Below are 24,523 nucleotides of genomic sequence, written 5' to 3'. Positions count from 1 at the left end.
CCTGCTGCGGGCGCTGCCCCGGGGCGAACCGGGTGAACCGGGCGAGCGGGGCGAGCAGGACGACCGGCGCATCGCGGCGGCGCTCGTCCTGGCATGGCTGCTCGCCGCCCCCTACGAGCTGCCCTGGTACGACGGGTTCGGCTGGGCGCTGCTCGCGCTGCTGCCCTGGACGCGTTTCGACTGGGTGCTGCTCGCTCACACCGGCGCGCTCAGCCTCGCCTACCTGCCCGCCCGCGCACCCGAGGTGATCAGGCTGCCGGACGGCCTGTCCTGGCTGGTCACGGTCGTCCGGCCGGGGGTGGTCCCGTGGACGCTGCTCGCGGTTCTCGCGGCCTTGGCCGTCCTGTGCCTGCGTTCAGGTCGAGCTCCAGCGAGCGGATCCCCGCCGCGAGCATCAGGGGCATCAGCAGGCTGAACGTGACCGACAGGATCACCACGCCGGAGTCGTTCACCAGCGTCCCGACGACGCCGACCGTCAGCGCGCAGATCAGCGCCGGGCGCATCGTGAGGCTGTGCTCGTAGGCGCGGTGCAGCAGCGAGACCCGCCACCGGTTCGGCCGCGCCAGCACGAAGAACAGGCAGCCGAGCGCGGCGGCGAGCGGCAGCGTGAACGGCCAGTAGCCGACGCTGCCGACCATCGCGTCGAACTTGCGGGACACGACGTCCCACGCGTCGCCGTCCATGAGGTCCTGCCAGAAGCGGCCGAGGTGCGTCGGGTTGGAGCTGCGCGAGTTCACATAGGAGATGAGCAGCACGAGCGCGGCCCCGGCCAGGCCGAACAGGGCGAGCCTCGGCGGCGACACGCGCCGCCCGGTGACCATCATGCCGAGCATCGCGAACGCCGGGACGATCGCCAGGACGCCGCCGAAGTCGCTGCCCCAGGACGGCAGCCCGTCCACCGCGACCGCGACCACGCCGACCAGCGCGACGACGCCCGCCGCCGCGGCCTTCCCGTCCCGCCGGCGCGCGCTCCACCGCGTCGCGCCCGGGTCGGGCCGAGGCTGGTCCGCCGTCTCCGCGTCACCCTGTTCGGAGGGGTCCGCCGCCTCGGGCTCCGGCGATGTCCGTCCGGCCGCGCGGAGCGGGTACTCGGCCAGCCACGCGGCGGTCACCACCGCGGCCGCCGCGAACAGGGAGAACGCCTGGTTGCCGAAGCCGTAGAAGCGGCCCGCGACGAGCGCGGTGTAGCCCATCAGCGTGTTGAGCTGGAGCGCCGAGCCCGTCATCACGTCCAGCGCGAGGATGAGCGCGGTCAGCCCGGCGACGACCAGCCCGGGGGCCACCGACGACCGCCGCCACGGCCCGGCCAGCGACAGGCCCGCCATCAGCGCGGCGAAGCCCAGGACCGTGCAGACCAGCACCGGCGTCGGGTGCGGCGCCCGCCACCACGGCAGCAGCCCGGCCAGGAAGGACGCGCCGGGCGCGGCCGCCGCCAGCAGCGCGGTCACCCGCGTCCCGCCGAGGATCCGGGCCCGCGCGCGGGGGTCGCGGCCGAGGCGCCGCAGGGCGATCGCGGCGAGCCCGTAGAGCGCGAGCTGCGTCGCGAACAGCACCCAGTAGAACGACGTCTGGACGTTCCGGATCGCCTGCGCCGCGAGGTCGTCGTCCGCGAGCGCGGCGACCCGGTCGGCGGTGGACGCGCCGGACCGGTCGTCCGTCCACCTGGACCCGACGGCCTCCTTGGGCCGCGGCAGCCCGAGCAGGTCCAGCGTCGTCGCGGTGAGGTCGGTCAGCGTGACCAGCCCCTGCTGGCGGGTGGCGCCCGAGGTGAGGAACCCCGGCGCGAAGCCGCCGCCCCGGGCGACGGCGACCCGCAGGTGGGGCCGGACGCCGGTGTCGGACAGCCCCGCGACCAGCACCGCCGTCCCGGCCGGGACGCTCGACAGCACCTGCCCGACGCGGCGGTCGACGGCGGCCGCGGCCGCCGCGCGCTCGCCGCGGCCGACCGGCACCTGGTCGCCGTGCGGGTCGACCCCGGCGTCGAGGTAGGCGCGGAACATCTCGTCCACGTCGACGGCGGTGATCGCGCAGCGCGACCAGTCGGCGGGGGCGGCCTTGTCCGGGGACGGGACGTACCGGTCGACGCGGCCCGAGCCGTCCCCCAGCCCGAACACCGCGCCGGGCCCTATCGCCGTCGTGCAGCCGCCCGCCGAGTGGACGGCGTCGCCGAGCAGCCCGACCTGCGCGTGGTAGGACGTCCCGGCGTTGTCGCTCTTGATCGCGGGCCAGCCGGGCGCCACCGCGCCGCCCGAGGGCGGCGGACCGGTCGGCGACGGCTCGCCCGACACGACCGGCGCCGAGGGCAGCGCGCAGTCGCCGTGCTGCAACCGCGCGCGCTGGCCGGCCGACAGCGTCAGCCAGCCGTCGGTGGGGCACGTGTTGACCTTGGTGGTGCGGACGCTGAGGCTCCCGCCCGCCCCCTGCGCGGTGAGGCCCCACAGCACCGGCGTCCGCGTCGGGCGCACGTCCTTCCACAGCAGCCCGGGGACCCCGATGACCACGACGCGCCCGTTGATCGTCGGCGGCGTCGCGCGACCCGTGGGGGTGCCTGAGGCCAGCGCCGGAGCGGTGAGCCCGCCGATGAGCCCGCAGACGAGCACCGAGACCGCAGCGAGGAACACCCCGATCGTCGTCCCCCGCGCAATCATGGCCCTCAGGCTACAAGAGGGTCACCTGACGGCGCCGGGCCTCCGCGAGGCCGCGGGCCGGGCGGCCCCGAGGCGGCCGCGGCGCCCGCGGCGACGTTCGGGAGGCGCGGCTCCGCAAGGGTTCGCGGATGCATATCCTTCAGGCTCGGGACGGGTCGGCCCACCCGGCGGGGGAGCCCTCGCGCGGGCCTCCGGCGGAGGTTCGATGTCCCGCTTAGTCCAGGATGAGGGCATGCGTGAAGTCAGTGGGGGACGCGGAACGGACGCCTCGCGGTCCGGGAGACGGTGGGGCACGCCGGCGGATCTGCTGATCCTGCTGGCCGGGATCGCCGTCGTCGCGGTGGCGGTGACCCCGGTCGTCTCGCACTGGCTCGGCAACCAGCCCGACCAGCGGCTCGTCGACCTGGAGGTCTACCGGGACGGCGGGCGCGCGCTGCTGCGCGGCGCGCCGCTGTACGACGTGCTGACGCAGCCGCCGCAGTTCCTGCCGTTCACCTATCCGCCGTTCGCGGCCGTGCTGGCGGTCCCGTTCACGCTGATGCCCTGGCGCGCGGCGCAGTGGACGTGGACGATCCTGCTCTACGTGGCGCTGGCGGTCTCCGTCCACTACGCCTTCCGCGACCTGATCCGCCGGACCGGACGCTGGGCGCCGCTCACCCTCGGCGTCCTGGTCGCCGCGATGGCCTGGCTCGACCCCGTCCGCGACCAGATCCGGTTCGGGCAGGTCGGGCTGTTCCTGCTGGCGCTGTGCCTGGCCGACTGCTGCACCCGCTCGACCCGCTGGCCGCGCGGCATGCTGGTCGGCATCGCGGTCGCGATCAAGCTGGTGCCGGGCGTCTTCCTGATCTACTTCCTGATCACCGGACGCCGGGACGCGGCGGCCAACGCGCTGTTCACGGCGGCGGCGGCCACGCTCGGCACGTTCGCGCTGCTGCCCTCCGACTCGGCCGACTACTGGTTCGGGGCCCTGCTCCAGGGCGGAGACCGCACCGGCGCCGTCGACGGCACCACCAACCAGGCGATCAACGGGATCGTCGCGCGGATCCTGCCCGAGGGCCCGGCGCGGTCGCTGGTGTGGCTCGTCCTCGTCCTCGCGATGGCCTACTACGGGTTCAAGCTGGCCCGGCGCGCGACCTACGGCGCGGACGCCAAGGTCGGCTCCATCCCCGGGACCGGGCGCGTTTCCGGCACCGACCACCTCGCCGCCGCCGACCCGCTGGCCGGGGCGGACGCCTACAGCCTGCTGCTGGCGGGCGTCGCGATCACCGGGCTGCTGTCGGTACTGCTGTCTCCTGTGGGGTGGATCCACCATCTCGTCTGGATGATTGCGGGTGTGGGTGCTTTGGTGGGTGATGGGCGAGACACGCGAAGATGTCTATTCGCGGCCGCCGCCTGGACCTACTTCCTCTTCCCGCTGCCCTGGTGGGGGACGAAGCTCATCGGCCCGGACCACTCGCTTTTCTCGGTCTTCTGGGGCCGCGTCGTCCAGGACGCGTTCGGCGCCGCCGCGATCGCGATGGTCCTCCTGCTCGGGATCTGGCTCGTGAATCGCCTGCTCCACGCATCGGTGCGCGAGGATCCTTCGCAACCGGAGGTCGAGGTGGGTACGCTCGCCCCGTGATGCTTGTCGCGGTGGCCGTCGCCGGCCTGGTCGCCGGGGTGGCCGGACTGACGATCGCGGTCGTGGCCCACAACCGGGTGAACCAGGTCGTCGCCGAGTGCGGGGAAATGCTGAGGCGCCAGCTCCAGGTGGCCGACGGCTCGGTCGACGAGCGCGCCATGCGCGACCTCGCGATCGTGCACTACGACGCGCTCAAGGAGATGTCCGGGCACCGGTCGTTCTCGCTGGCCCTGCTCAACGCCGTCGGGGACGGCGTGGTCCTCAGCTCGATCAACGGGCGGACCGAGACGCGGACCTACGCCAAGGTCGTCCAGGAGGGCTACCCCGTCGAGATGCTCTCCCCCGAGGAGAACCAGGCCCTGCGCGCGGCCCGGCTCGGCAAGGGCCCCGTCGTCTCGATGGACGACCCGCTCGCCGACTACGGCAACGGCGACCGCACCCCCTCCCGGAGCGTCTGAGCCAGCCCCCTGGGTGCGGCGGCGCAGTAAACTCGGCAGTCCCAGTACTTTCTCCGCCGCACACCGGCTTCCACCGCCCGGGGGACCTCGTGACCGACGCCAGCAGGCCCGAACGCTTCGCCTACCTCGGCCCGCACGGCACGTTCACCGAGGCGGCGCTCCTGTCGATCCCGGACGCCGCCGGGGCCGAGCACATCCCCTACGCGACCGTGCCCGCCGTCCTGGACGCGCTCCGCCGCGGCGACGTCGACTCCGCCGTCGTCGCGCTGGAGAACTCCGTCGAGGGCTCGGTCCCCACCACGCTGGACGAGCTGGCCACCGGCGAGCCCCTCCAGATCGTCGGCGAGGTGCACCTGCCGGTCGCGTTCGCGCTGCTCGTGCGGCCGGGCACGGACCTGCGCGACATCAAGTCCGTCGCCTCGCACCCGATCGCGCAGCCGCAGTGCCGCCGCTGGCTCGCCACGAACGTCCCGGACGCGGAGTGGCACGCCGCCACCTCCAACGCCGAGGCCGCCCAGCACGTCGCCGACGGCCACTACGACGCGGCGCTCGCCGGGTCGTTCGCCGCCGCCCGCTACGGCCTGTCCGTCCTCGCGGAGGACATCCACGACGTCGCCGACGCCGTCACCCGCTTCGTCGCGCTGCGCCGCCCCTGCGCCCCGCCGCCCGCGACCGGCATGGACCGCACGACCGTCGTCGCCTTCCTCGGCGAGGACCACGTCGGCGCCCTGCTGGAGATCCTCACCGAGTTCTCCGTCCGGGGCATCAACCTGACGCTGATCCAGTCCCGCCCGACCGGCGCGGGCCTCGGCTCCTACCTCTTCTGGATGGACTTCGAGGGCCATGTCACCGACGCCCGCGTCGGCGAGGCGCTGATGGGCCTGCGGCGCGTCTGCGCGGACGTCCGGTACGTCGGCTCCTACCCGCGCGCCGACGAGGTCCGTCCCGAGATCCGCCGCGGCACCCACGACGACGACTTCACCGAGGCGGCCGCCTGGCTGGCGTCCATCCGCGGTTGACCCGGCGGCTACCCTGCCAGGGTGGCCAAGGACTTCGATCTTTTCGAGCGGGAACTGTGGGCCGGACGGGCGTCCGCGTACGAGCGGGGCTTCGCCCAGGTGACCCGTTACCTGGTCGGCCCGCTGCTGGACGCGGCGGGCATCGCCGACGGGACGCGGCTGCTGGACGTCGGCACCGGTCCCGGCCTCGTGTCCGCGGCCGCTCTCGCGCGCGGCGCGAAGGTCTCGGCGATCGACGCCGACCCCGACATGATCTCGACCGCCCAGGGGAACGTTCCCGGCCTGGACGCGCGGCTGGCCGTCCTGCCCGACCTGCCGTTCGAGGACGGCACGTTCGACGCCGTCGCGGGCAACTTCGTGATCAACAATGTCGGCCGGCCCGGGGCGGTGCTGGCGGCGCTGCGCGCGGCGCTGCGCCCCGCCGGACGGATCGCGCTGAGCTGCTGGATGATGCCCGTGAGCGGCGGACTCGCGGTCGTCGCGGAGGCGACCGAGGCCGCCGGGGTGCCGTGGCCCGACGACGTTCCGCGCTCGCCGTTCCTCGACCACGGCGAGCCCGTCGCGTTCCGCCGCCTGATGGTGGAGGCCGGCTTCGCCGACGTGGCCGTCGAGGAGGTCACCTGGGAGCACGTCACCGACCCGGAGGAGTGGTGGGAGACCGGCGCGCTGGCGCGGGTCGGCACGACCGGCTTCATCGTCGGACGCCAGGACGCCGCGACCGTCCGCCGTATCAAGGCCGAGTACGACCGGATCATCGCCGGCTACGCGACACCGGACGGGAAGGTCGCCCTGCCCGCGCACGCCCTGCTGGCCGCGGCCACCCGCTGACCTCCGCATCCCGCGCGGAGCGCGTCAAGCCCGCCGCGGAGCGCGGCAACCGGCGCGCACACGGGGGGCCAGGGCCGGTAGCCTCGGGTCTGTGATTGACCTGCGAGCTCTTCGAGAGGATCCCGCGGTGCTGCGCGCCTCGCAGCGCGCCCGCGGTGAGGATGACGGCGTCGTCGACCGGCTGCTCGACCTGGACGGGAGGCGCCGCTCGGCGCTGTCCTCGTTCGAGCGGATGCGTTCCGAGCAGAAGAGTTTCGGCAAGTCGGTGTCCAAGGCGCAGGGCGACGAGCGGCAGGCGCTGCTCGTCCGCGCCAAGGAGCTGGCGCAGCAGGTGAAGGAGGCCGAGGCGGAGGCCGACCGGCTCGGCGCGGAGCTCGACGAGCTGCTGCGCGGCGTCCCCAACCTCATCGAGGAGGGCGCCCCTCCCGGCGGCGAGCAGGACTTCGTCGTGCTCGACACCGTCGGCGAGCCGCCCGCGTTCGACTTCGAGCCGAAGGACCACCTGGAGCTGGGCGAGGCGCTCGGCGCCATCGACATGGAGCGCGGCGCGAAGGTGTCGGGCGCGCGGTTCTACTACCTGACCGGCGTCGGCGCGCGGCTCCAGCACGCGCTGCTGAACCTCGCCATGGAGCAGGCCATCGAGGCGGGCTTCGTCCCGATGTACCCGCCGGTGCTGGTGAAGCCGGAGTCGATGGAGGGCACCGGGTTCCTCGGCGCGCACGCCGCCGAGGTGTACCAGCTCCGCCAGGAGGACCTGTACCTCGTCGGCACGTCCGAGGTGCCGCTGGCCGCCTACCACATGGACGAGATCCTCGACGAGCTGCCGCGGCGGTACGTGGCGTGGTCGTCCTGCTTCCGCCGCGAGGCCGGGTCCTACGGCAAGGACACGCGCGGCATCATCCGCGTCCACCAGTTCGACAAGGTGGAGATGTTCTCCTACTGCGACCCGGCCGACGCCCACGCCGAGCACCTGCGGCTGCTGGAGTGGGAGCGGGAGATGCTGGCGAAGGTCGAGCTGCCCTACCGGGTGATCGACGTCGCGGCGGGCGACCTCGGCGCCAGCGCGGCGCGCAAGTACGACTGCGAGGCGTGGGTGCCGACGCAGAACACCTACCGCGAGGTCACCTCGACGTCCAACTGCACCGAGTTCCAGGCGCGGCGGCTCGCGGTGCGGCACCGCGACGCCGACGGCAAGAACCAGCCGGTCGCGACGCTGAACGGGACGCTGGCCACCACCCGGTGGATGGTCGCGATCCTGGAGAACCACCAGCGGGCGGACGGGTCGGTCCACGTCCCCGAGGCGCTCCGCAAGTTCATCGGGCTGGACGTGCTGGAGCCCGTCAAGCGCTGAGGCCCGCGCGAAGCCCGCCTCCGGCAGGGGGCGGGCTTTCGCCGTTCGCAAGGGCCGGGGCCGCGGCTGTGAGCTGGACGGCGTCGCCTAGGGTGTGTCCCATCCGCACTGGAAGGTGACATGACCGAGATTTCGCCCCGTGTGATCGCCACCGACCTCGACGGCACGATCGTGCGCACCGACGGGACGATCTCCGCCCGCACCGTCGCCGCCCTCGCCCGCGTCGAGCGCGCGGGCCGGATGCTCGTCATGGTCACCGGCCGGCCGCCGCGCTGGATGACCGACATCGCCGCCGCCGTCGGCCACCGCGGCGTCGCGATCTGCGCCAACGGCGCCGTCGTCTACGACCTGCACAACGAGTCCGTGGTCCGCGCGCACGTGATCGAGCCGGACGTGCTCGCCGAGACCGTCGGGCGGCTCCGCATGATCTCGCCCGAGCTGAGGTTCGCCGTCGAGTACCCGCACGGGTTCGTGTTCGAGCGGCACTACGACCTCGGCGGCTGGGACGCCGAGGGCTTCGGCGGGCGCCCCGTCGACGAGGAGGAGCTGGTCGCCCGCGGCGGCACCAAGCTGCTGGCCTTCCACCCCAGCGCCGACCCCGACCCGCTCGCGGAGAAGGCCCTCCAGGCGGTCGGCGACCTCGTCACGGTGACCCACTCGTCCGGGCGCGGGCTGCTGGAGATGAGCGCGTACGGCGTCACCAAGGCGAGCGCGCTGGCGGAGCTGTGCGGGGAGCACGGCATCCCGTCCGGGGACGTAGTCGCGTTCGGTGACATGCCCAACGACCTGCCGATGCTCACCTGGGCGGGCACCTCCTACGGGGTCGCCAACGCGCATCCGCTGGTGCTCGCGGCGGCCACGCACACCACGTCCCGCAACGACGACGACGGGGTCGCCGAGGTGCTCGAACGCCTCTTCCCGTGACGGCGGCCGTGCCCTGAGGCACGGCCGCGCGATCGACAGGGCTACAGGGGCTACAGGTAGGGGCCGGACGAGTGGCGCGGACCAGGCTGCTCGTCCTCGGGCGGGACCATGCCCGCCGGAAGCGCCCGGCGCATCTGCTCAAGCTGCGCGCGCGCCGCCATCTGCTGGGCGAACAACGTCGTCTGGATGCCGTGGAACAGGCCCTCCAGCCAGCCGACGAGCTGCGCCTGCGCGATCCGCAGCTCCGACTCGCTCGGGATCGTCCCCTCGGTGAACGGCAGCGACAGCCGCTCCAGCTCCTCGACGAGCTCGGGGGCGAGGCCGTCCTCCAGCTCCGCGATCGACGACTTGTGGATCTCGCGCAGCCGGGCGCGGGACGCCTCGTCCAGCGGGGCGGCCTTGACCTCCTCCAGGAGCTGCCGGATCATTCCGCCGATCCGCATCACCTTCGCGGGCTGCTCGACCATCTCGGTGACCGACTTGCCCTCGGATCCGCCGTCACCGGTGCCCTCCATGGCGATGCCGCCCGGGCCGACGATGAGAACCTGCGGTTCCTGTTCAGACTGGTTCTTCGAAGGCTCGTTCATATCCCCTCATCCTCACACGGTCAGCAGGATCTTGCCGACATGTCCGCTGCGTTCGAGCAGCGTGTGCGCGTGCGCCGCGTCCGCCATCGGCACCTCCCGGTCGATCACCGGACGCACGTCGCCCGCCTCCAGCAGCGGCCACAGATGCGCCCGGACCGCGGCCACGATCTCAGCCTTCTCCTCCGCCGGACGCGCCCGCAGGCTGGTCGCGTGGACGAGGGCCCGCTTGGTCAGCAGCCTCCCGAGGTCCAGCTCCGCCCGCGCGCCGCCCTGGAGGCCGATGACCATCAGCCGTCCGCCGGTGGCGAGGGCCTCCACGTTCCGGGCGAGGTACTTGGCGCCGATCAGGTCCAGGATCACATCGAAGGGCCCGCTCTCGACGAAGTCGTCCTCGCGGTAGTTAACGACGACGTCCGCGCCGAGTTCCAGGCAGCGCTCCGCCTTCTCCGCGCTGCCGACCGTGCACGTCACGTGCGCGCCGCGCGCCTTGGCGGCCTGGATCGCCAGCGTGCCGATCCCGCTGCCGCCGCCGTGCACGAGGAGCCGCTCCCCGGCCGACAGCCCGCCGAGCATGAAGACGTTCGACCACACCGTGCACGCCACCTCCGGCAGCCCGGCGGCCTCGACGAGGCCCACCCCGCGCGGCACCGGGAGCACCTGCGAGGCGGGCACGGCCACCCGTTCGGCGTACCCTCCCCCGGACAGCAGCGCGCACACCTCGTCCCCGGCCCGCCAGTCCGTCACGCCGAGGCCGACCTCGGCGATCCGTCCGGACACCTCAAGGCCCGGATAGGGCGGGGCGCCCTCCGGCGGGGGATAGAAGCCCTTGCGCTGCATGACATCGGCGCGGTTGACGGCGCTCGCCGCCACCTCGATCAGCACCTCGCCTGGTTTCGGCGCCGGGTCAGGGACGTCCGTCCACTCCAGGACCTCGGGGTCCCCCGGCTCGCGGATCACGATCGCACGCATACGTGCACGCTACCGGCCGTGCCGTCCGTGCCCGTTCTCTGGGCAATGTGGATCTACGCGAGGGATGCGTGGTATTGGCGCACCGGTAAGCTGCAAAGGGGCCGTTTTGCCTACCTGCTCCGCAAGTGATCGTCGATGAGTGCCGAGGGAGAAACGGTGGCAAGGAACGAGCACGACGGGCGTTCCCTGGAGGAGCGGCTGGCCTCGCTGGACGCGATGAGCGACGACCCGCCCGGCCAGGCCGAACCGCCCGCGACTCCGCCCGCCGCCCCGCCCGCCGCCCCGTCCGCCACTGAAAGCGAGACCGTCGCGGACCCGCCCGCCGAGCCCGCCGAGCACGACAACCCGTGGCTCGCCGCCCCGCCGCCCTTCCAGGGGCCTCCCGAGAGCTTCGGCCCGCCGCAGGGGCCGCCGCCGGAGGGTCCGCCGCCGCTGGGCGCGCCCACTCCCGAGCAGGCCATGCCGCCGGCGTTCCCCGGCGTCCCGGCGCCCCCGCCCTTCGAGGACGGGCCGCCTTTCGAGGGCGGGCCGCCCTTCGAGGGCGGGCCCGCGCCGCAGCCCTTCGACCCGAGCATGCTCCCCCCACCGCCCGCCGGATTCCAGGGGCCGCCGCCTCCCGGTGACCCCTCGATCCAGCCTCGGCCGCCGTGGGAGGTCGCGCCGCCGCCGCCCGCCGACGCGCCCGGCGAGGGCGCGCCCCCGCTGGACCAGCTCCCGCCCTACCGGTCCGACCAGTTCGTCGTCCCGGACCCGAACGCCCCCGTCCCGCCGCAGTACCCGCAGATGGACCCGGCCGCCGGGCAGCAGCAGTTCGCCCCCGACCCGAACGCTCCCGGCCCGCCGAACCAACCCCCGAACCACCCCCCGGGCCACCCGCCGGTCGACCCGAACACCGGCCGGCCCTACGCCGACCCGTCCATGGGCGCCCCGCCGCAGTTCCCGCCGGCCGACCCCACCATGGGCCAGCCGTACCCGCCGGACCCGAACGCGGGTGTTCCCCCGCAGTTCCAGCAGGATCCGCATGCGAGCCAGCCGTACCAGCAGGATCCGAGCGCAAGCGTCCCGCCGCAGTTTCCGCAGGTGGATCCCAACGCCGGGCAGCCGTACCCGCAGGGCCCCAACGCGCCTCTCCCGCCGAACTACCCCACGGTCGACCCGAACACGGGCCAGCCCTACGCGCCCGACCCGAACGCGATGGGGCAGCAGGGGCAGCAGGCTTACGCCTACGACCCCAACACCGGGCAGCCCTACCCCCAGGGGCAGCAGGGTTACGCCTACGGGCCGCCGCAGGGCCCGCCTCAGGGCCAACCCCCGGGGCCGCCTCCGCAGGGCCCGCACGGCGCGTACCAGCAGATGCCCGCCCCGCCGCAGCAGGGCTACCCGGCACAGCAACAACAGCAGCAGCAACAGGGCCCGCAGGACGCGGAGAGCCTCAGCTCCGAGAACCTCCTGGGCGAGCGGCGGATCGCGCCGTCCTCGGGCTGGCGGCGGGCCGTCTACAAGGCGACGGCGGGCGGCATCCACCCGGGCGAGTCCCAGGGCGACCTGCGCCGCAAGGACCTCGTCGCCCGCGCGCGGACGACCGTCGCCGGCGGCCACCACCGGGTCGCGGTCATGTCGCTGAAGGGCGGCGTGGGCAAGACCACCACGACGACCGGGCTCGGCTCGATGCTCGGCACCTACCGGGGCGACCGCGTCATCGCCGTGGACGCCAACCCCGACCGCGGCACGCTGTCGGACAAGGTGAAGCTGGAGACGGCCGCGACCGTCCGGGACCTGCTGAACAACCGCGACAAGATCACCCGCTACGCCGACGTGCGGAACTTCACCTCGCAGAACATCGCGCGGCTGGAGGTGCTCGCCTCCGACCGCGACCCGGCGGTCAGCGAGGCGTTCAGCGCCGAGGACTACGCCGCGGTCGCCGTGGTCCTGGAGCAGTACTACTCGATCTGCATCACCGACTGCGGGACGGGCCTGCTGCACTCGGCGATGGCGGGCGTGCTCAGCCTGGCCGACCAGCTCGTCCTCGTCAGCTCCCCGTCGGTGGACGGCGCGCGGTCCGCCAGCGCGACGCTCGACTGGCTGGAGGCGCACGATCACGGCCACCTCGTCCGCAACGGCGTGGTGGTGCTGTCGATGGTCCGCAACAGGACGCGCAGCCAGGTCGACCTGGACAAGCTCCAGGCCCACTTCGAGAGCCGCTGCCGCGCGGTCGTCCGGATCCCCTACGACGACCACCTGGAGGAGGGCGCCGAGGTGGAGCTGGAGCAGCTCGCCCCCGCGACGCGCGAGGCGTACCTGAACCTGGCGGCCGTGGTCGGCGACGGGTTCGCGTTCCCGCGTCCCGAGCGGTGAGGGGCGGCGGGCGCTAGAGTCACGCCCGTGGCGGACGAGGACGGCGTGTACGTGGGCAGGGCGGCCGTCGACGCGGCCGCCGACCGGGGCTGGCTGCTCGGGCACTTCAAGCCGTCCGGCGACCCGCGCAACAGCGACGAGGTCGAGGTCAAGTGGGGCGTGCACCCGAAGGGCGAGGCCCGCGCCCGCTGGACGAGCGGTGAGAAGCGCACCGCGCTGCTCGTCCTGATCAGCGGACGGTTCCGGATGCGGTTCCCAGGCCGCGACGTCGTGCTCAGCGAGCAGGGCGACTACGTCGTGTGGGGACGCGGCGTCGACCACTCCTGGCACGCCGAGGAGGAGTCGGTGGTCATGACCGTCCGCTGGCCGTCGATCCCCGGCTACGCCGTCCCGGCCGGGGACGCCTGACCCTGCGTCACACCTCGTATGAACACCCGTTATGCGGTCGATGGCGGGTGTCGGGGACCGCTATCGTGGGCGGTGGTCACCTGGAGAGTTCGCATAGTGGACTAGTGCAGGCGCCTTGAAAGCGCCCAGGGCTGGGGACAGTCCTCGTGGGTTCGAATCCCACACTCTCCGCCGAACGGATCGCCGCCCGTGACGTGCCGGTCGGACGAATCGCCACGAATCCGTACGGAGTCGTCCGTTACCCTCTTCGGCATGGCGCAGACACCGAACGATCCGGCCGGTACCACCCACCAGTTCCAGAACTTCCAGAACCGGGGCCAGGCCGAGAAGTCCTCGGGCCCGAACATGGGCCTCATCATCGGGGCCGTCGCCGTGGTGGCCGTCGTCGCGATCGCCGTGGCCGCCCTGCTGATGCTGTGACCCCTCAGCGGACCCCTCAGCGGACCCTCAGCGGCCCGAGCTGGAGAAGTGCTGGTAGTCCTTGGCGCCGCTCCACTCGCCGCCCCAGCCCCAGCCGATCGACGCGAACGCCTTGACGACCCTGTCGCCCGCGTGGATGACGCCCGGGTCGTCGTTCTTGCGGTTCCGGTACTTGCGGCAGTCCTTGTGCGCGACGTGCCCGTCGGCGTAGACGTAGGGGTTCTCGCAGGTGTTGAGGTCGACGGCGAGGCCGTAGGCGTGCTGGGAGAACGAGGTCGAGCCGGTCGCGTTGCGGCAGTTGAACGCCGAGGTGTTGCCCGCCTCGATCGAGTCGAAGTCGCTGCCCTTGTAGACGTCGACGGGCTCCATCCGCCTGATCGGGTAGCGCATGCCGTACAGCTTCCTGAACACCTTGACGAGGTCGCCCGACGCCTTGGCGTTGACGACGAGCCTCCCGTCCGGATGGGGTTTGCGGTCCATGCCCCAATAGGTCATCTCGATCATCCGCAACCCGGACGGGGCGACCGGGCAGCCCTTGCGCCAGGAGTACTTCAGGTCGCGGGCCGTGACCCGCTTGACCCGCGCGCTGAACGCGGTCGGGGTCGGGGACGGGGAGGCCGCCGTCCCCGGTGGGCTGGACGGGCTCGGCGACCCGCTCTCGTGGGACTCGTCCGATCCCCGTCCGCAACCGGTCGCGGCGGACGACGCGGTCAGGAACACGGCGGCGAACGCGATGCTGCGAAGGGGCCCTCTGCCTGGCATGTTCGCAGGATCGCACGTCGGGTGCCCTTCGCGTCGGACCCTTGATTCGCTACCGTTCGAGGGAGGGCGTTTCCGCCGAGACGGGGCCGGGGCGGACGCGCCGTGAACTCGTCCGTACGCCGGGCATGTCATCCGGCGACGACCACCGGCCTAGGGGAGCGGGCATGGCGGATTCGGACGGGAGCGACCTCCCGAGCCTCGAAGACGACATCTTCGCCGTGGCGCACAGCGTGGAGGTCGAGCAGGCGGCGCAGGGGCAGCCGCGCCTGCGGCTGAGTTCCGAGCGGGCGCAGGACCTCGCGGAGCGCACCCGGGAGTTCGTCGGCCGCGACGTCGGCGCGCTGGCGGCGGGTTTCGGCATCTTCACGTTCGTGGACGCGCTGATGATGTGGGCGCCGCTGATGATGAGCCGTCGGCAGAGCCTCGCGCCGCAGTTCGTGACGCTGCTCGTCCTCGCGTTCGGGCTCGGCGGGCTGCTGGTGGTGAAGGTCGGCGGGCGGTGGCGCGCGTTCGGGCTCGGGATGATGATCGCGTGGGTGTTCCTGACGCTGGTCTCGGTCGGCTTCCTGACCGGCCTCAGCGTCCCGCTGTGATCGTCGCGCTGTGATCCTCGCGCTGTGATCGTCGCGGCGGTCAGGCGCCGCCGGTCATCTTCTTCAGGACGGCGGTGAACGCGCGCCCGATGGCCTCCAGGTCGTCCGGCTCGATCACGTCGATGAAGTGGTTCCGGACGGTCTCCACGTGGTCGCGCGCGGCCCGTTCGAGGGCCGCGAAGCCCTCGGCCGTCAGCACGGCGATGACGCCGCGCTTGTCGCTCGGGCAGCTGTCGCGCCTGACCAGGCCCTTGGACTCCAGCCGCGAGCAGGTGTGGGAGAGCCGGCTGCGCGACTGGCTGGCGTTGGCGGCGAGTTCGGCCATCCGCAGCCGCCGCTCGGGGGCCTCCGACAGCCGGACGAGGATCTCGTACTCGGAGACCGACAGCCCGTGCTTGGCCTTGAGGTCGCGGTCCATGATCTCGGTGAGCCGGACGCTGCCGTCCACGTAGGCCCGCCAATCGCGCTGCTGGGTGGCATCGAGCCAGCGTGGTTCGCTCATGGGGTCCACTATACGATAAAAGTTGAAGCTTCAACTAGTTTGCTCACGGATCGTGGCGGGATCCCCGTGCCGACGACGCTACCGCAACCGGCGCCCTGCTCCGGAAATAGTTGAACCATCAACTAGGTTGGGGACGGATGAACGCTCCGCCCCGGAGCGGTCGAGCCGCCCGAGAGGACGGCACGGAACCGATGGGAGGCACCCCATGCCCGCCGTGATGGCCGACCCGCTGACCCTGCCCCGCCTGCCCCGACTCCCCGAGGAGGGCACCGGCTGGCGCCGCGTCGCCAAGGTCGTGACCGCCAAGCGCCACGTGGAGGGGGAGGGCTTCCAGGTCCGCCGCCCGTTCCCGGGGATCGACCTGTCCCTCGCCGACCCGTTCCTGCTCCTGGACCACATGGGCGCCGTCGAGTACGCGCCCGGTGAGGCCAAGGGCACCCCGTGGCATCCGCACCGGGGGTTCGAGACCGTCACCTACATCATCGACGGCGCGTTCCAGCACCAGGACACCACCGGGGGCGGCGGCCTGATCGCCGACGGCGCCACGCAGTGGATGACCGCCGCGTCCGGGATCCAGCACATCGAGCAGCCGCCGCCGGACCTCGTCGCCAAGGGCGGCCTGTTCCACGGCGTCCAGCTGTGGGTCAACCTGCCCCGCTCGCAGAAGTGGGTCCCGCCGCGCTACCAGGACATCAAGGCGCGTGACGTCCGGCTGCTCGCGGCCGACGACGGCTCGTCCCTCGTCCGGATCATCGCGGGCTCGCTCGCGGGGTTCGACGGGCCTGGCGTGACCTACACGCCGATCAACTACCTGCACGCGACCGTCGCCCCGGGCGGCCGCCTGACGCTTCCGTGGCCGCGCGAGTTCAACGCGCTGGTGTACGTCCTGTCCGGGCGCGGCACGGCCGGTGTCGAGGAGGCGCCGGTGGAGGAGGGCCAGCTCGCGATCTTCGGGGGCTCCCACCACCAGGGCTCGGAGGACGGGCTGGTCGTCCGCGCCGCCGCCGAGCAGCCGCAGGCGAGCGCGAACGGCTGGGAGATCCTCGTCCTCGGCGGCCTGCCCATCCGGGAGCCGATCGCCCGCTACGGGCCGTTCGTCATGAACACCCGCGAGGAGATCGTCCAGGCGTTCGAGGACTTCCAGGCCGGACGGATGGGGACGATCCCGGCCGAGGCGATCCCGCACCGCTCCTCCGAGGACGAGCCGCTCACGCCGTGACCGGAGTCCGGCTGACGGACCGGGCGGGCGTGCGCTACTGTGTTCGAATGGTCGAACAGAGATTCGACTTGCTCGATCTCAGCGCGTTCGCCCGGGAGGCGGCATGGTGGCGACGGTGGCCACGGCGCGGTGCCGGCGGCAGGAGCCGCACGCGACACGCCGCAGCGGTTTCTACGCAAATCTACGGCCGCAGCTATATCGCCTCATAGAGTCCGAGAGCGTGGACCCCGTGCGCAATCCCTACGCCCCCGGAGCCGGGCAGCGACCCCCGGAGCTGGCCGGACGCGACCGCGAGCTGAAGCAGTTCGAGGTCGTGCTCGAACGGGTGGCCCGCGGCCGGCCCGAGCGCAGCATGATCATCACCGGGCTGCGCGGGGTCGGCAAGACCGTCCTGCTCAACGCGTTCCGGTCGATGGCGATCCAGCGGTTGTGGGGGACGGGCAAGATCGAGGCCCGGCCCGACCAGTCGATCCGGCGGCCGGTCGCCTCCGCGCTGCACATGGCCGTCCGCGAGCTCGCGCCCCGGCACCGCGCGCCCGACCGCATCGAGGGGTTCCTCGGCGTGCTGAAGGCGTTCGCGCAGGCGGGGCCCGAGCCGTCGGGCAGGTCGAAGGCCCGGGTGCACCGCTGGCAGCCGGGCATCGACGTCCCCGCCTCGCGCGGCCGGGCCGACTCCGGCGACCTGGAGATCGACCTCACCGAGCTGTTCGTGGACGCCGCGTCCGTCGCCACCGACGTCGGCGTCGGGATCGCCCTGTTCGTCGACGAGATGCAGGACATCCCCGCCGACGACGTCTCCGCGCTGTGCGCCGCCTGCCACGAGCTGTCGCAGGTCGGCGGCCCGCTGATCGTGGTCGGCGCGGGGCTGCCGCACCTGCCGGCCGTCCTGTCGGCGAGCAAGTCCTACTCCGAGCGGCTGTTCCGCTACGCCCGCATCGACCGGCTCGACCGCGAGTCGGCCGACGTCGCGCTGCTGGCCCCGGCCGAGCGCGAGGAGGTCACCTTCACCGAGGACGCCCTCGACGCGCTGTACGGCGCCGCCGACGGCTACCCCTACTTCGTGCAGGCCTACGCCAAGGTCGTCTGGGACGTCGCGCCCGACACCCCGATCACCGCCGACGACATCAAGGTCGCGGCCCCGGAGGCCGAGAGCGAGCTGGCGGTCGGCTTCTTCGGCAGCCGCTACGAGCGCGCGACCCCGGCCGAGCGCGACTACATGCGCGCGATGGCCGGGCTCGGCGACGACCCCGTGCCCACCGCCGCCGTGGCCGACGAGCTCGGCCGCAAACCGTCCAGCCTTTCCCCCGCCCGCGACGGCCTGATCAAGAAGGGGCTCATCTACAGCGCCGAGCGCGGCATGGTCGCGTTCACGGTGCCGCACTTCGGCAAGTTCCTCCGCTCCCAGCCCGCCTAGCCCTACCGCTCTCTACGGCCCTCTAGACGACCGGCTAGAAGGCCGTAGAAAGTCGCATCGACGCTCGCGCGCCCGGTGAATATTCGACTCTCTAGCTCTGGACGTAGATAGTCGTAGATTCTCCTTGGCATGCCTCTGGGTCTTTCTAAGTATTTCTAGCGTTTTTGCTATCAAGGCTTATAGAGCAGCAGACCCCGGTGGGGCGTCGCGCCGGGCCAGGTGGGTATGGCGAAGGTGACGCGGGGGGAAACATGACCATTGACCAGTACAAGTACCGAAACAAGGACCCGGACGACGAGTACTCGACCGGGGACGCGATGTCGTACTCCGTGGGCAGCATGGGCGACGAGGACACGATGGGCGACGGCCGCCTCGCGTCCCGCGACGACGAGCCGCCCCACGGAGACGACGGCATCCGCGCCGAGGACGAGGATTGGTGACGAGCGTTCTCTAGCCGTTTCTTGGACGCGTCCAAGAAACGGCTAGAGAACCGCGGACAGCGGGCCCGCGCCCGCCTCCTCGGGCTGCGCGAACGCCGACAGGACGACCCGGTCGCGCTCGCCGGTGGACACGGCGAACACGATCTCCGTGTCGCGCCCGTCCACCCGGGCCGGGAAGACGACGAACCGCCAGCAGCCCTCGCGCCACACGTCCAGCGGCAGGGCGCTGGAGACCAGGTTCTCGTGCTCGGCCCACGCCCCGCTCTCATAGAGCGTCGCGTACGTCTCGGCGATCGGGCTGCGCCGCCGCTCGCACGGCATCGGCGGCCGGCCCCGCCCCGGCGCGAACCCGCCCCGCTCCAGCAGCGCCGACAGCTCGGGGGACAGCGCCGCGAACAGCGCCAGCTCCGCCAGCAGCACGACCCCGACCTGCGCCTGGACGTCGCGCAGCACCTGGAGCCCCGCGAGCGGCGCGCCGAGCGAGGCGACGGCGGCGGCGGTGAACAGCACGGCCCGCAGGACGGTGCGCACACCGACCCGCTTGCCGCTCAGCCCGCCGAAGCAGCCGCACCCCGCGTCCGGCCGGTGCGCCCGGAGTTCGCCGACCACCCAGGTCGCCGCGGCGAACGCGACCGTCGTCGCCAGCCGCACCGACACGTGCGAGGTCACCAGCAGCGCGAGGCCGAGCAGGCCCTCGCCGAGCCCGAGGCCCACGTTCAGCCCCCGGCTGCGGCGCAGCGCCGTCAGCCCGGCGGGCACCGGGACCCCGTGCACGTGGTCGGGGACGTCCAGCGCGCGTTCGCGGATCATCAGCTTGGCCAGGCAGGCGGCCAGCAGCACGGTCGCCAGCAGCAGGACCTGCGTGTTCTGGATCGAGGTCACCATTACCGCGCCCTCCCCCCGGCCGAGGCCGCGGTCGCCGCCGGGACGTGGGGCCGCACGACCGCGTTGAAGCAGCCCGCCTCCAGGTCGCCGCCGAGGGCGACGAACGCGGCCGGGGTCAGCTCGGCGATGCGCCCGCGCGGCGACGTCCCGCACTCCACGCACCGGTCGCAGTACCGGGCGGCCACGCAGCCGCACTCCACGACGGGCACCGTGGCGGTCCGTCCGCCGCACTCGTTGTGGACGGTGACCTCGCTGCCGAGCGAGAGGTAGGGGAGCGCCACGCACCCGGACGGCGCGTCCGGGCACCCGCCGCCGTCCCCCTCGGGATCGACCGCCGGATAGGCGGCCCCGAAGCCCCCCGGCACCTGGCCGACGTCGGACCCCCTCTGCCCGGCGTCGGGCCAGGTGCCGCCGCGGGTGGCCACGTCGCCGAACCAGGTCGCCGTCCCGTGCAGCACGTCCGGGACGGGCGTGGACGCCTCAGGGGAGGCGAGATCGTCGGCACGGTACCCCGGCTGGGAGGTACCGGGACGCACCGCCTGCGGTCCTCCGGCGGACCGCACGCACACCACGTCGATCAGGTAGCCGGGCTCCAGCCGGGGATGGCGGACCAGCACCCGTCCGAGGGCATGCGGGGGGATCACCACGTGCGCGCGTCCGCGATGGGGGCCCATGTCGACGTCCACGGTGTCGTCCCCGCATGCCAGGATCGTGCCGGTCACCCGCGCGATGTCCACCCACACCCGGTCGGCGCCGAGCCCGTCGGCCTTCGGCCGCACGATCACCTCGCGTCCCGGACGCAGCGCGGCGAGGCCCCCGCGCCCGCCATGCCAGATCCTGGTGGCATCGGTCATCGGGAGCCGCGCCTCGCCGTCGGCGGTGCGCAGCACGAGCAGGTGCGGGCTCGCGTCCAAGATCATCCCGGTGGTGACCTCCAGCGCGGGATCCGATCTCTCCGGCAGGCCGGAGCGGAGGGCGGGGGCCCCTCCGAACACGGCCTCACGGTGTCGGCGGCGCCTTGCTCCACGAGGGCGGGGTAGCGGCATGGCGGGGACTCCGGCATCGATCTTGACTCGGTCACGGTAGTTAGGACGGCGAGTCAAGCTTCACGCGCCGTGACCTCGCAGTCGACGGATTTGTCGCGATAAGTCGTTCGGCGGGGGACGATGCATAGACGTCGGTTGTAAATTATGCACTGGTTGACCCGAAATTATGGTTTTAGTAGGCCCACAATTACGCTCGGGCTGAGATCGTCAACTGTACCGGAAGCACGCGCAGTCAAGATCCAGAAAGGTCCGGCGGGGCGCCGCTCCACAACCCCTGGCTCGGTGATGACGTGAACAGGACGCGCCACGAGGAGTTCCGCGAGTACATGGCCGACCGAGGCCCCGCGCTCCTGCGCGCCGCGTCCCAGTTGACCAGCGACCGCGCCGAGGCCGAGGACCTCGTCCAGGCCGCCCTCGCCAAGACCTACCTCGCCTGGGACCGCATCAACGACCGCGCCGCCGTCGACGGCTACGTCCGCCGCGCCATGGTCAACACGCAGATCTCCTGGTGGCGCCGCCGCAAACTGGAGATCTATCCCACCGACGAACTGCCCGACCGCCCCGTGGACGACCACACCCGCCGCAGCGAACTCCACGACGTCCTGACCCGCGCCCTCCGCCGCCTCCCCGAACGCCAGCGCCTCGCCGTCATGCTCCGCTACTACGAGGACATGTCCGAGACCGAGATCGCCAAAATCCTCGGCGTCAGCGTGGGAACGGTGAAGAGCACGGTCTCCCGGGCGATGACCCGCCTGCGCAACGACGACACCGTCGGGTAACCCCCTTGCGCGTCCGGGTGGGCGCCGCAGGGCTCGCCGGTGCGTTGGTTGAACGGTCACGCTGTGGGGCGGGGATTGATCCCGCTGTCATCGTCCATGTCGATTTTGGCGATCTTGTGGTGGTTAAGGGGTGGTCGGGTGTATGCAGGGTGGGCCGAGTGTCCGGACGACCCCACTGGGGCGGACTTCCACGCCGTTGCCGGGAGCGTGAATGCCCAGGGTGTCCCCCTCCGAGCCCGTGGCCGACCGCAGGTTGGTCAAAGGGCTGAACGAAGGCGACGAGGCCGCTCTCGCCGCGCTCTATGACGAGTACGGGGAGCGCCTCTACGACTACGCGTTGTCGATGACGGGGGACGAGAAGGCCGCGTCGGGCATCGTCCACGACACCTTCATCGACGCCTGCCGCCGCGCGCCGCGCATGCGCGACCATCTGCATCTGAGTTCGTGGCTGTACGGCGCGTCCCGGCGCCGGTGCCTTCGCGAGGGACGCGCGGAGGAGCCCTACTGGGACCCGGACGCCGAGTTCCCCGACGCCCCGTTCATGGACCGCGCGGGCACCGGCGAGCCCGACGACGAGTGGCCGCCGTCGGAGGAGCTGCACGAGCTGCTCCGCGCGGGCATGGCGCGGCTGGAGCCGGTCGACCAGGAGGTCGTGGTGCTGGCCTTCCGGCACGGCCTGCGTCCGACCAGGCTCGGGGCCGCGCTCGGCCTGTCCACCCGGCGGGCGGCGCTGCGGATCCGGCGGGGCGGGGACGCGCTGGAGGCCGCGGTCGCCGACGAGCTGCACAACGCCGTCGCCGCCTGTGCCGCCGGTGGCACGGACGCCGCCCCCGCCCTACGCGAACCCGTCCCCCACCGCCGCGGCCCGCGGTCCGGCGCGCTCTGGCGGACCGCCCACCGGCGCGGCGAGATCCCCGAGTCGTCCGGCGACCCGGTGCTCGACGCGCACATCGCCCAGTGCCCGGACTGCCGCAGGCGCGCGCAGGTGCGGGCCGCCGCGCTGCTCGGCAGGGCGCCCGCGCCGGTGCTCCCGGCGGCGCTCCGGCACCGCGTCATGCACACCGCCACCGACCCCGAGCTGGCCGGATACCGCGCGGACATCGCCGCGCGCGGCGGCACGCTCACGCCCGAGGGGCTGCCGAGCCAGCCGGACGTGCCCTCGCCGTTCACCCGCAAGTGGCTGATCACCGGCGGCGGGATGGCGGGCGCGCTGGTCGCCGCGCTCGTGGCCGTGTTCGTCATGGGGCCGGGCCTCGGCGGCGACCCGCTGTCGTGGCCGCCGCTGCGGACGCGTCCGCAGCCGTCCATCACCCACCAGGTCCCGTCGAGCGGCCCGAGCCCCGGCCGGGACCCGCGCGAGCCGAAGCGGCAGGGGCAGGGGCAGCCGGCGCCCGTCGTGCCGGGTCCGGGCGCGGGGTCGCCGACCCTCCGGCAGGGGACGGAGGGGCAGGAGTCGACGGCGCCCGGCGGCCCCTCGCCGACGCCGCCTCCCTCGTCCGACCCCCCGCAGCAGGGGCCGGGCGACCTCCTCGTCTCCCCCGCGAAGGTCGAGCTGTACGGGACCAAGACCGCCACCGTGCGGCTCGCGGCCAAGAGCGGCCCGGTCACCTGGACGGCGGGCTCCTCCAGCGAGCGGATCACGCTGTCGCAGACGGAGGGCGGCATGCCCAAGGACGGGACGAGCGAGCTGACACTCACCCTGCACACCACGCTGATCGGGCTGCCCGGACGCGGCACGCTCACGTTCACGGACGCCGAGGGCACCGAGCAGACCGTGAGCGTCGTGTGGGGCGCCAGCATCCTGTGATCCGCCGGGGCGGCTGGTGATCGTCCCGCGCGCTGGTGTTACATCGACTGATGACACATGACGGCCGTCCCCAGGACATCGAGGAGATCCTCCTCGGCGGCCCGCTCCGCCACACGCGCGCGGAGGTCGAGCGCCTCAGCGGCGTGTCCGACGACTACGCGCGCCGCATCTGGCAGGCCCTCGGCTTCCCCACGCCGCCGGACGACGAGGTGGCCTTCACCGACGGCGACGCCGACGCGCTCCGCGAGATCAAGGACCTCCTCCGGGACGACCTGATCGACGAGGAGATGGTGCTCCAGCTCGCCCGCGCGGTCGGGCAGACGATGGGACGGCTCGCGAGCTGGCTCGGGGACGTGTGGCTCCAGCGCCTCGGCGAGGCCGCCACCGCCGACGTCGCCGCCGCGCTCGCCGCCACGGGCGAGCTGCGCCCGGCGTTCGAGCGCCTGCTGCTGCACGGCTGGCGGCGCCAACTCGCCGCCGCCGGGATGCGCGCCGCCGCGACGACCGCGTCGGCGAGCGCCGACCCCGCCGCGGGCGTCGCCTGGCTCTCGGTCGGATTCGCCGACGTCGTCTCGTTCACGCAGCTCAGCCGCCGCCTGGACGGCGACGCGCTGGCCGCGTTCGTGGAGCGCTTTGAGTCCACGGCCGCCGAGGCCGTCGCCGAGCACGGCGGACGCGTCGTCAAGACCCTCGGCGACGAGGTGCTGTTCGTCGCGTCCGACCCGGGAGCCGCCGCCGAGATCGGCCTGCGGATCGCCGAGCGCTTCAACGCCGACCCCGAGGTCCCCAAGGTCCGTGTCGGGATGGCCTACGGCGAGGTCATCCAGCGCCTCGGCGACGTCTTCGGCACGCCGGTCAACCTGGCCGCGCGCCTCACCGCGACCGCCCGCGCGGGGACGGTGCTGGTCGACGGCGCGCTGGCGGCGGCGCTCCCGTCCGGCGGGTACGACGTGACGGACCTGCGTCCCCGCCCGCTCCAGGGGCTCGGCAGGGTCCGCCCCCGCCTGCTGCGGCGCGCGGTCACGAACGGGCGAGGCGGCGCGCGATCATCGGGATGACGATCGCCGCCGCCAGCACGTGCGCGAGCGCCAGCATGACCTTGGTCGAGATCGCGGTGTCGCCGGCCGCGAGCGGGCTGACCAGCGACAGCGCCGCCAGGGCGACGGTGACGATCACGAAGATCCGGGCCGGACGGGACGCGTAGCGCGCGAGCACCAGCGCCAGGACGGTGCCGAGGACGGTGCCGATGACCGTGCCCATCGCGAACATCCCGACGGTGACCGGGTCGGCGGTCGAGGCGCCGATGCTCCCGGCCTCCATCGGGACGCCGGCGACCCGCGCGACCAGGCCGTACACCTCGGTGGCGGCGCAGGCCGCGGCGCCCGCGACGGCTCCGACCAGCCAGAGGGGGAGGTCGCGGACGGCGGCGGCGGTTCCTGCGTGCATGATGGGCTCCTTCTCAGAGGGTTGCTGCACACATAGGTCGAA

24 protein-coding genes and 1 tRNA gene are annotated in these 24,523 nt (G+C 73.1%); 17 read left to right on the top strand and 8 right to left on the bottom strand.

Annotated elements, in window-relative coordinates; all coding sequences use genetic code 11:
- Positions 1-278 precede the first annotated feature (278 nt).
- On the bottom strand, positions 279-2,648 hold the full coding sequence (locus GNZ18_RS42685; protein WP_246250793.1) for a hypothetical protein: 2,370 nt from the start codon (positions 2,646-2,648) through the stop codon (positions 279-281).
- Between the two features lie 232 nt (positions 2,649-2,880).
- Here GNZ18_RS42685 and GNZ18_RS31630 point away from each other — a divergent pair, with 232 nt between their 5' ends.
- From GNZ18_RS31630 to GNZ18_RS31605, 6 genes are all read left to right on the top strand, one after another.
- Positions 2,881-4,269, top strand: a complete 1,389-nt coding sequence (locus tag GNZ18_RS31630) for a glycosyltransferase 87 family protein (protein ID WP_156220307.1) — start codon at positions 2,881-2,883, stop codon at positions 4,267-4,269.
- Entirely contained in the window at positions 4,269-4,727 is a 459-nt protein-coding gene (locus GNZ18_RS31625) for a DUF4446 family protein (protein ID WP_156220426.1), read from the top strand. The genes GNZ18_RS31630 and GNZ18_RS31625 overlap by 1 nt, the downstream gene beginning before the upstream one ends.
- Before the next feature lie 89 nt (positions 4,728-4,816).
- Entirely contained in the window at positions 4,817-5,746 is a 930-nt protein-coding gene (gene pheA, locus GNZ18_RS31620) for a prephenate dehydratase (RefSeq protein ID WP_214615822.1), read from the top strand.
- A gap of 21 nt (positions 5,747-5,767) precedes the next feature.
- Positions 5,768-6,574 carry a class I SAM-dependent methyltransferase gene (locus tag GNZ18_RS31615; RefSeq protein WP_156220306.1) on the top strand — a complete coding sequence of 269 codons (807 nt, stop codon included), beginning with the start codon at positions 5,768-5,770 and terminating at the stop codon, positions 6,572-6,574.
- 91 nt (positions 6,575-6,665) lie between these two features.
- On the top strand, positions 6,666-7,925 hold the full coding sequence (gene serS / locus GNZ18_RS31610) for a serine--tRNA ligase (protein WP_214615824.1): 1,260 nt from the start codon (positions 6,666-6,668) through the stop codon (positions 7,923-7,925).
- Positions 7,926-8,045: 120 nt separating this feature from the next.
- A complete protein-coding gene (locus tag GNZ18_RS31605) occupies positions 8,046-8,849 on the top strand; it encodes an HAD family hydrolase (protein ID WP_156220305.1) in 804 nt (267 codons plus the stop codon).
- A 50-nt stretch (positions 8,850-8,899) separates the two neighbouring features.
- Here GNZ18_RS31605 and GNZ18_RS31600 read toward each other — a convergent pair whose 3' ends face one another.
- Both GNZ18_RS31600 and GNZ18_RS31595 read right to left on the bottom strand, forming a co-directional pair.
- Positions 8,900-9,436 carry a bacterial proteasome activator family protein gene (locus tag GNZ18_RS31600; protein WP_156220304.1) on the bottom strand — a complete coding sequence of 179 codons (537 nt, stop codon included), beginning with the start codon at positions 9,434-9,436 and terminating at the stop codon, positions 8,900-8,902.
- Positions 9,437-9,448: 12 nt separating this feature from the next.
- Complete coding sequence (locus GNZ18_RS31595) at positions 9,449-10,405, bottom strand: NAD(P)H-quinone oxidoreductase (protein ID WP_156220303.1); 957 nt, start codon at positions 10,403-10,405, stop codon at positions 9,449-9,451.
- 156 nt (positions 10,406-10,561) lie between these two features.
- On the opposite strand from GNZ18_RS31595, the gene GNZ18_RS42680 reads away from it, so the two are divergent.
- The 4 genes from GNZ18_RS42680 (at position 10,562) to GNZ18_RS40960 (ending at position 13,588) form a co-directional block, all read left to right on the top strand.
- The gene (locus GNZ18_RS42680) at positions 10,562-12,760 is read left to right on the top strand and encodes a MinD/ParA family ATP-binding protein (protein WP_312874861.1); all 2,199 of its coding nucleotides are present in this window, start codon (positions 10,562-10,564) and stop codon (positions 12,758-12,760) included.
- Between the two features lie 27 nt (positions 12,761-12,787).
- Positions 12,788-13,168, top strand: a complete 381-nt coding sequence (locus tag GNZ18_RS31585) for a cupin domain-containing protein (RefSeq protein ID WP_242882726.1) — start codon at positions 12,788-12,790, stop codon at positions 13,166-13,168.
- Positions 13,169-13,250: 82 nt separating this feature from the next.
- Positions 13,251-13,339: transfer RNA gene (locus GNZ18_RS31580), tRNA-Ser, on the top strand.
- 81 nt (positions 13,340-13,420) lie between these two features.
- Complete coding sequence (locus GNZ18_RS40960; RefSeq protein WP_173390943.1) at positions 13,421-13,588, top strand: hypothetical protein; 168 nt, start codon at positions 13,421-13,423, stop codon at positions 13,586-13,588.
- Between the two features lie 27 nt (positions 13,589-13,615).
- Here the strand turns inward: GNZ18_RS40960 and GNZ18_RS31575 are convergent, their stop codons facing one another.
- Entirely contained in the window at positions 13,616-14,350 is a 735-nt protein-coding gene (locus GNZ18_RS31575) for a M15 family metallopeptidase (protein WP_156220302.1), read from the bottom strand.
- A gap of 164 nt (positions 14,351-14,514) precedes the next feature.
- Between GNZ18_RS31575 and GNZ18_RS31570 the strand changes: the two genes are divergently transcribed.
- Positions 14,515-14,943 (top strand): hypothetical protein, encoded by a 429-nt coding sequence (locus tag GNZ18_RS31570; protein ID WP_156220301.1) that lies wholly within the window; start codon positions 14,515-14,517, stop codon positions 14,941-14,943.
- Between the two features lie 40 nt (positions 14,944-14,983).
- Here the strand turns inward: GNZ18_RS31570 and GNZ18_RS31565 are convergent, their stop codons facing one another.
- Positions 14,984-15,445: a MarR family winged helix-turn-helix transcriptional regulator gene (locus GNZ18_RS31565; RefSeq protein WP_156220300.1), complete on the bottom strand. Its 462-nt coding sequence runs from the start codon at positions 15,443-15,445 to the stop codon at positions 14,984-14,986.
- Positions 15,446-15,650: 205 nt separating this feature from the next.
- Between GNZ18_RS31565 and GNZ18_RS31560 the strand changes: the two genes are divergently transcribed.
- The 3 genes from GNZ18_RS31560 (at position 15,651) to GNZ18_RS31550 (ending at position 18,518) form a co-directional block, all read left to right on the top strand.
- Entirely contained in the window at positions 15,651-16,664 is a 1,014-nt protein-coding gene (locus GNZ18_RS31560; protein WP_156220299.1) for a pirin family protein, read from the top strand.
- Between the two features lie 229 nt (positions 16,665-16,893).
- A complete protein-coding gene (locus GNZ18_RS31555; RefSeq protein WP_443611951.1) occupies positions 16,894-18,078 on the top strand; it encodes an ATP-binding protein in 1,185 nt (394 codons plus the stop codon).
- Between the two features lie 251 nt (positions 18,079-18,329).
- A complete protein-coding gene (locus GNZ18_RS31550; RefSeq protein ID WP_156220298.1) occupies positions 18,330-18,518 on the top strand; it encodes a hypothetical protein in 189 nt (62 codons plus the stop codon).
- 42 nt (positions 18,519-18,560) lie between these two features.
- Here the strand turns inward: GNZ18_RS31550 and GNZ18_RS31545 are convergent, their stop codons facing one another.
- Both GNZ18_RS31545 and GNZ18_RS31540 read right to left on the bottom strand, forming a co-directional pair.
- Positions 18,561-19,403 (bottom strand): MauE/DoxX family redox-associated membrane protein, encoded by an 843-nt coding sequence (locus tag GNZ18_RS31545; RefSeq protein ID WP_156220297.1) that lies wholly within the window; start codon positions 19,401-19,403, stop codon positions 18,561-18,563.
- A complete protein-coding gene (locus tag GNZ18_RS31540; protein WP_312874860.1) occupies positions 19,403-20,398 on the bottom strand; it encodes a hypothetical protein in 996 nt (331 codons plus the stop codon). Before GNZ18_RS31540 ends, GNZ18_RS31545 begins: the two co-directional genes overlap by 1 nt.
- Before the next feature lie 341 nt (positions 20,399-20,739).
- Here GNZ18_RS31540 and GNZ18_RS31535 point away from each other — a divergent pair, with 341 nt between their 5' ends.
- From GNZ18_RS31535 to GNZ18_RS31525, 3 genes are all read left to right on the top strand, one after another.
- The gene (locus tag GNZ18_RS31535) at positions 20,740-21,228 is read left to right on the top strand and encodes a SigE family RNA polymerase sigma factor (RefSeq protein WP_214615832.1); all 489 of its coding nucleotides are present in this window, start codon (positions 20,740-20,742) and stop codon (positions 21,226-21,228) included.
- A 211-nt stretch (positions 21,229-21,439) separates the two neighbouring features.
- Complete coding sequence (locus tag GNZ18_RS31530) at positions 21,440-23,035, top strand: sigma factor (protein WP_156220295.1); 1,596 nt, start codon at positions 21,440-21,442, stop codon at positions 23,033-23,035.
- A 50-nt stretch (positions 23,036-23,085) separates the two neighbouring features.
- Entirely contained in the window at positions 23,086-24,093 is a 1,008-nt protein-coding gene (locus GNZ18_RS31525) for an adenylate/guanylate cyclase domain-containing protein (protein WP_156220294.1), read from the top strand.
- Here the strand turns inward: GNZ18_RS31525 and GNZ18_RS31520 are convergent.
- Complete coding sequence (locus tag GNZ18_RS31520; RefSeq protein WP_156220293.1) at positions 24,056-24,481, bottom strand: DUF6069 family protein; 426 nt, start codon at positions 24,479-24,481, stop codon at positions 24,056-24,058. The genes GNZ18_RS31525 and GNZ18_RS31520 overlap by 38 nt on opposite strands.
- Positions 24,482-24,523: the final 42 nt, after the last annotated feature.

Source organism: Actinomadura litoris (assembly GCF_009733595.1).
Lineage (GTDB): Bacteria > Actinomycetota > Actinomycetes > Streptosporangiales > Streptosporangiaceae > Spirillospora > Spirillospora litoris.
Note: the sequence above shows the minus strand (reverse complement) of the source record. Positions and strands in the feature narration are given on the sequence as shown.

Coding starts and splice junctions, on each gene's coding strand:
- GNZ18_RS42685 (WP_246250793.1), bottom strand. CDS start 2,648: ATGATTGCGCGGGGGACGACGATCGGGGTGTTCCTCGCTGCGGTCTCG.
- GNZ18_RS31630 (WP_156220307.1), top strand. CDS start 2,881: ATGCGTGAAGTCAGTGGGGGACGCGGAACGGACGCCTCGCGGTCCGGG.
- GNZ18_RS31625 (WP_156220426.1), top strand. CDS start 4,269: ATGCTTGTCGCGGTGGCCGTCGCCGGCCTGGTCGCCGGGGTGGCCGGA.
- GNZ18_RS31605 (WP_156220305.1), top strand. CDS start 8,046: ATGACCGAGATTTCGCCCCGTGTGATCGCCACCGACCTCGACGGCACG.
- GNZ18_RS31600 (WP_156220304.1), bottom strand. CDS start 9,436: ATGAACGAGCCTTCGAAGAACCAGTCTGAACAGGAACCGCAGGTTCTC.
- GNZ18_RS31595 (WP_156220303.1), bottom strand. CDS start 10,405: ATGCGTGCGATCGTGATCCGCGAGCCGGGGGACCCCGAGGTCCTGGAG.
- GNZ18_RS40960 (WP_173390943.1), top strand. CDS start 13,421: ATGGCGCAGACACCGAACGATCCGGCCGGTACCACCCACCAGTTCCAG.
- GNZ18_RS31575 (WP_156220302.1), bottom strand. CDS start 14,350: ATGCCAGGCAGAGGGCCCCTTCGCAGCATCGCGTTCGCCGCCGTGTTC.
- GNZ18_RS31570 (WP_156220301.1), top strand. CDS start 14,515: ATGGCGGATTCGGACGGGAGCGACCTCCCGAGCCTCGAAGACGACATC.
- GNZ18_RS31565 (WP_156220300.1), bottom strand. CDS start 15,445: ATGAGCGAACCACGCTGGCTCGATGCCACCCAGCAGCGCGATTGGCGG.
- GNZ18_RS31560 (WP_156220299.1), top strand. CDS start 15,651: ATGCCCGCCGTGATGGCCGACCCGCTGACCCTGCCCCGCCTGCCCCGA.
- GNZ18_RS31550 (WP_156220298.1), top strand. CDS start 18,330: ATGACCATTGACCAGTACAAGTACCGAAACAAGGACCCGGACGACGAG.
- GNZ18_RS31545 (WP_156220297.1), bottom strand. CDS start 19,403: ATGGTGACCTCGATCCAGAACACGCAGGTCCTGCTGCTGGCGACCGTG.
- GNZ18_RS31530 (WP_156220295.1), top strand. CDS start 21,440: ATGCCCAGGGTGTCCCCCTCCGAGCCCGTGGCCGACCGCAGGTTGGTC.
- GNZ18_RS31525 (WP_156220294.1), top strand. CDS start 23,086: ATGACACATGACGGCCGTCCCCAGGACATCGAGGAGATCCTCCTCGGC.
- GNZ18_RS31520 (WP_156220293.1), bottom strand. CDS start 24,481: ATGCACGCAGGAACCGCCGCCGCCGTCCGCGACCTCCCCCTCTGGCTG.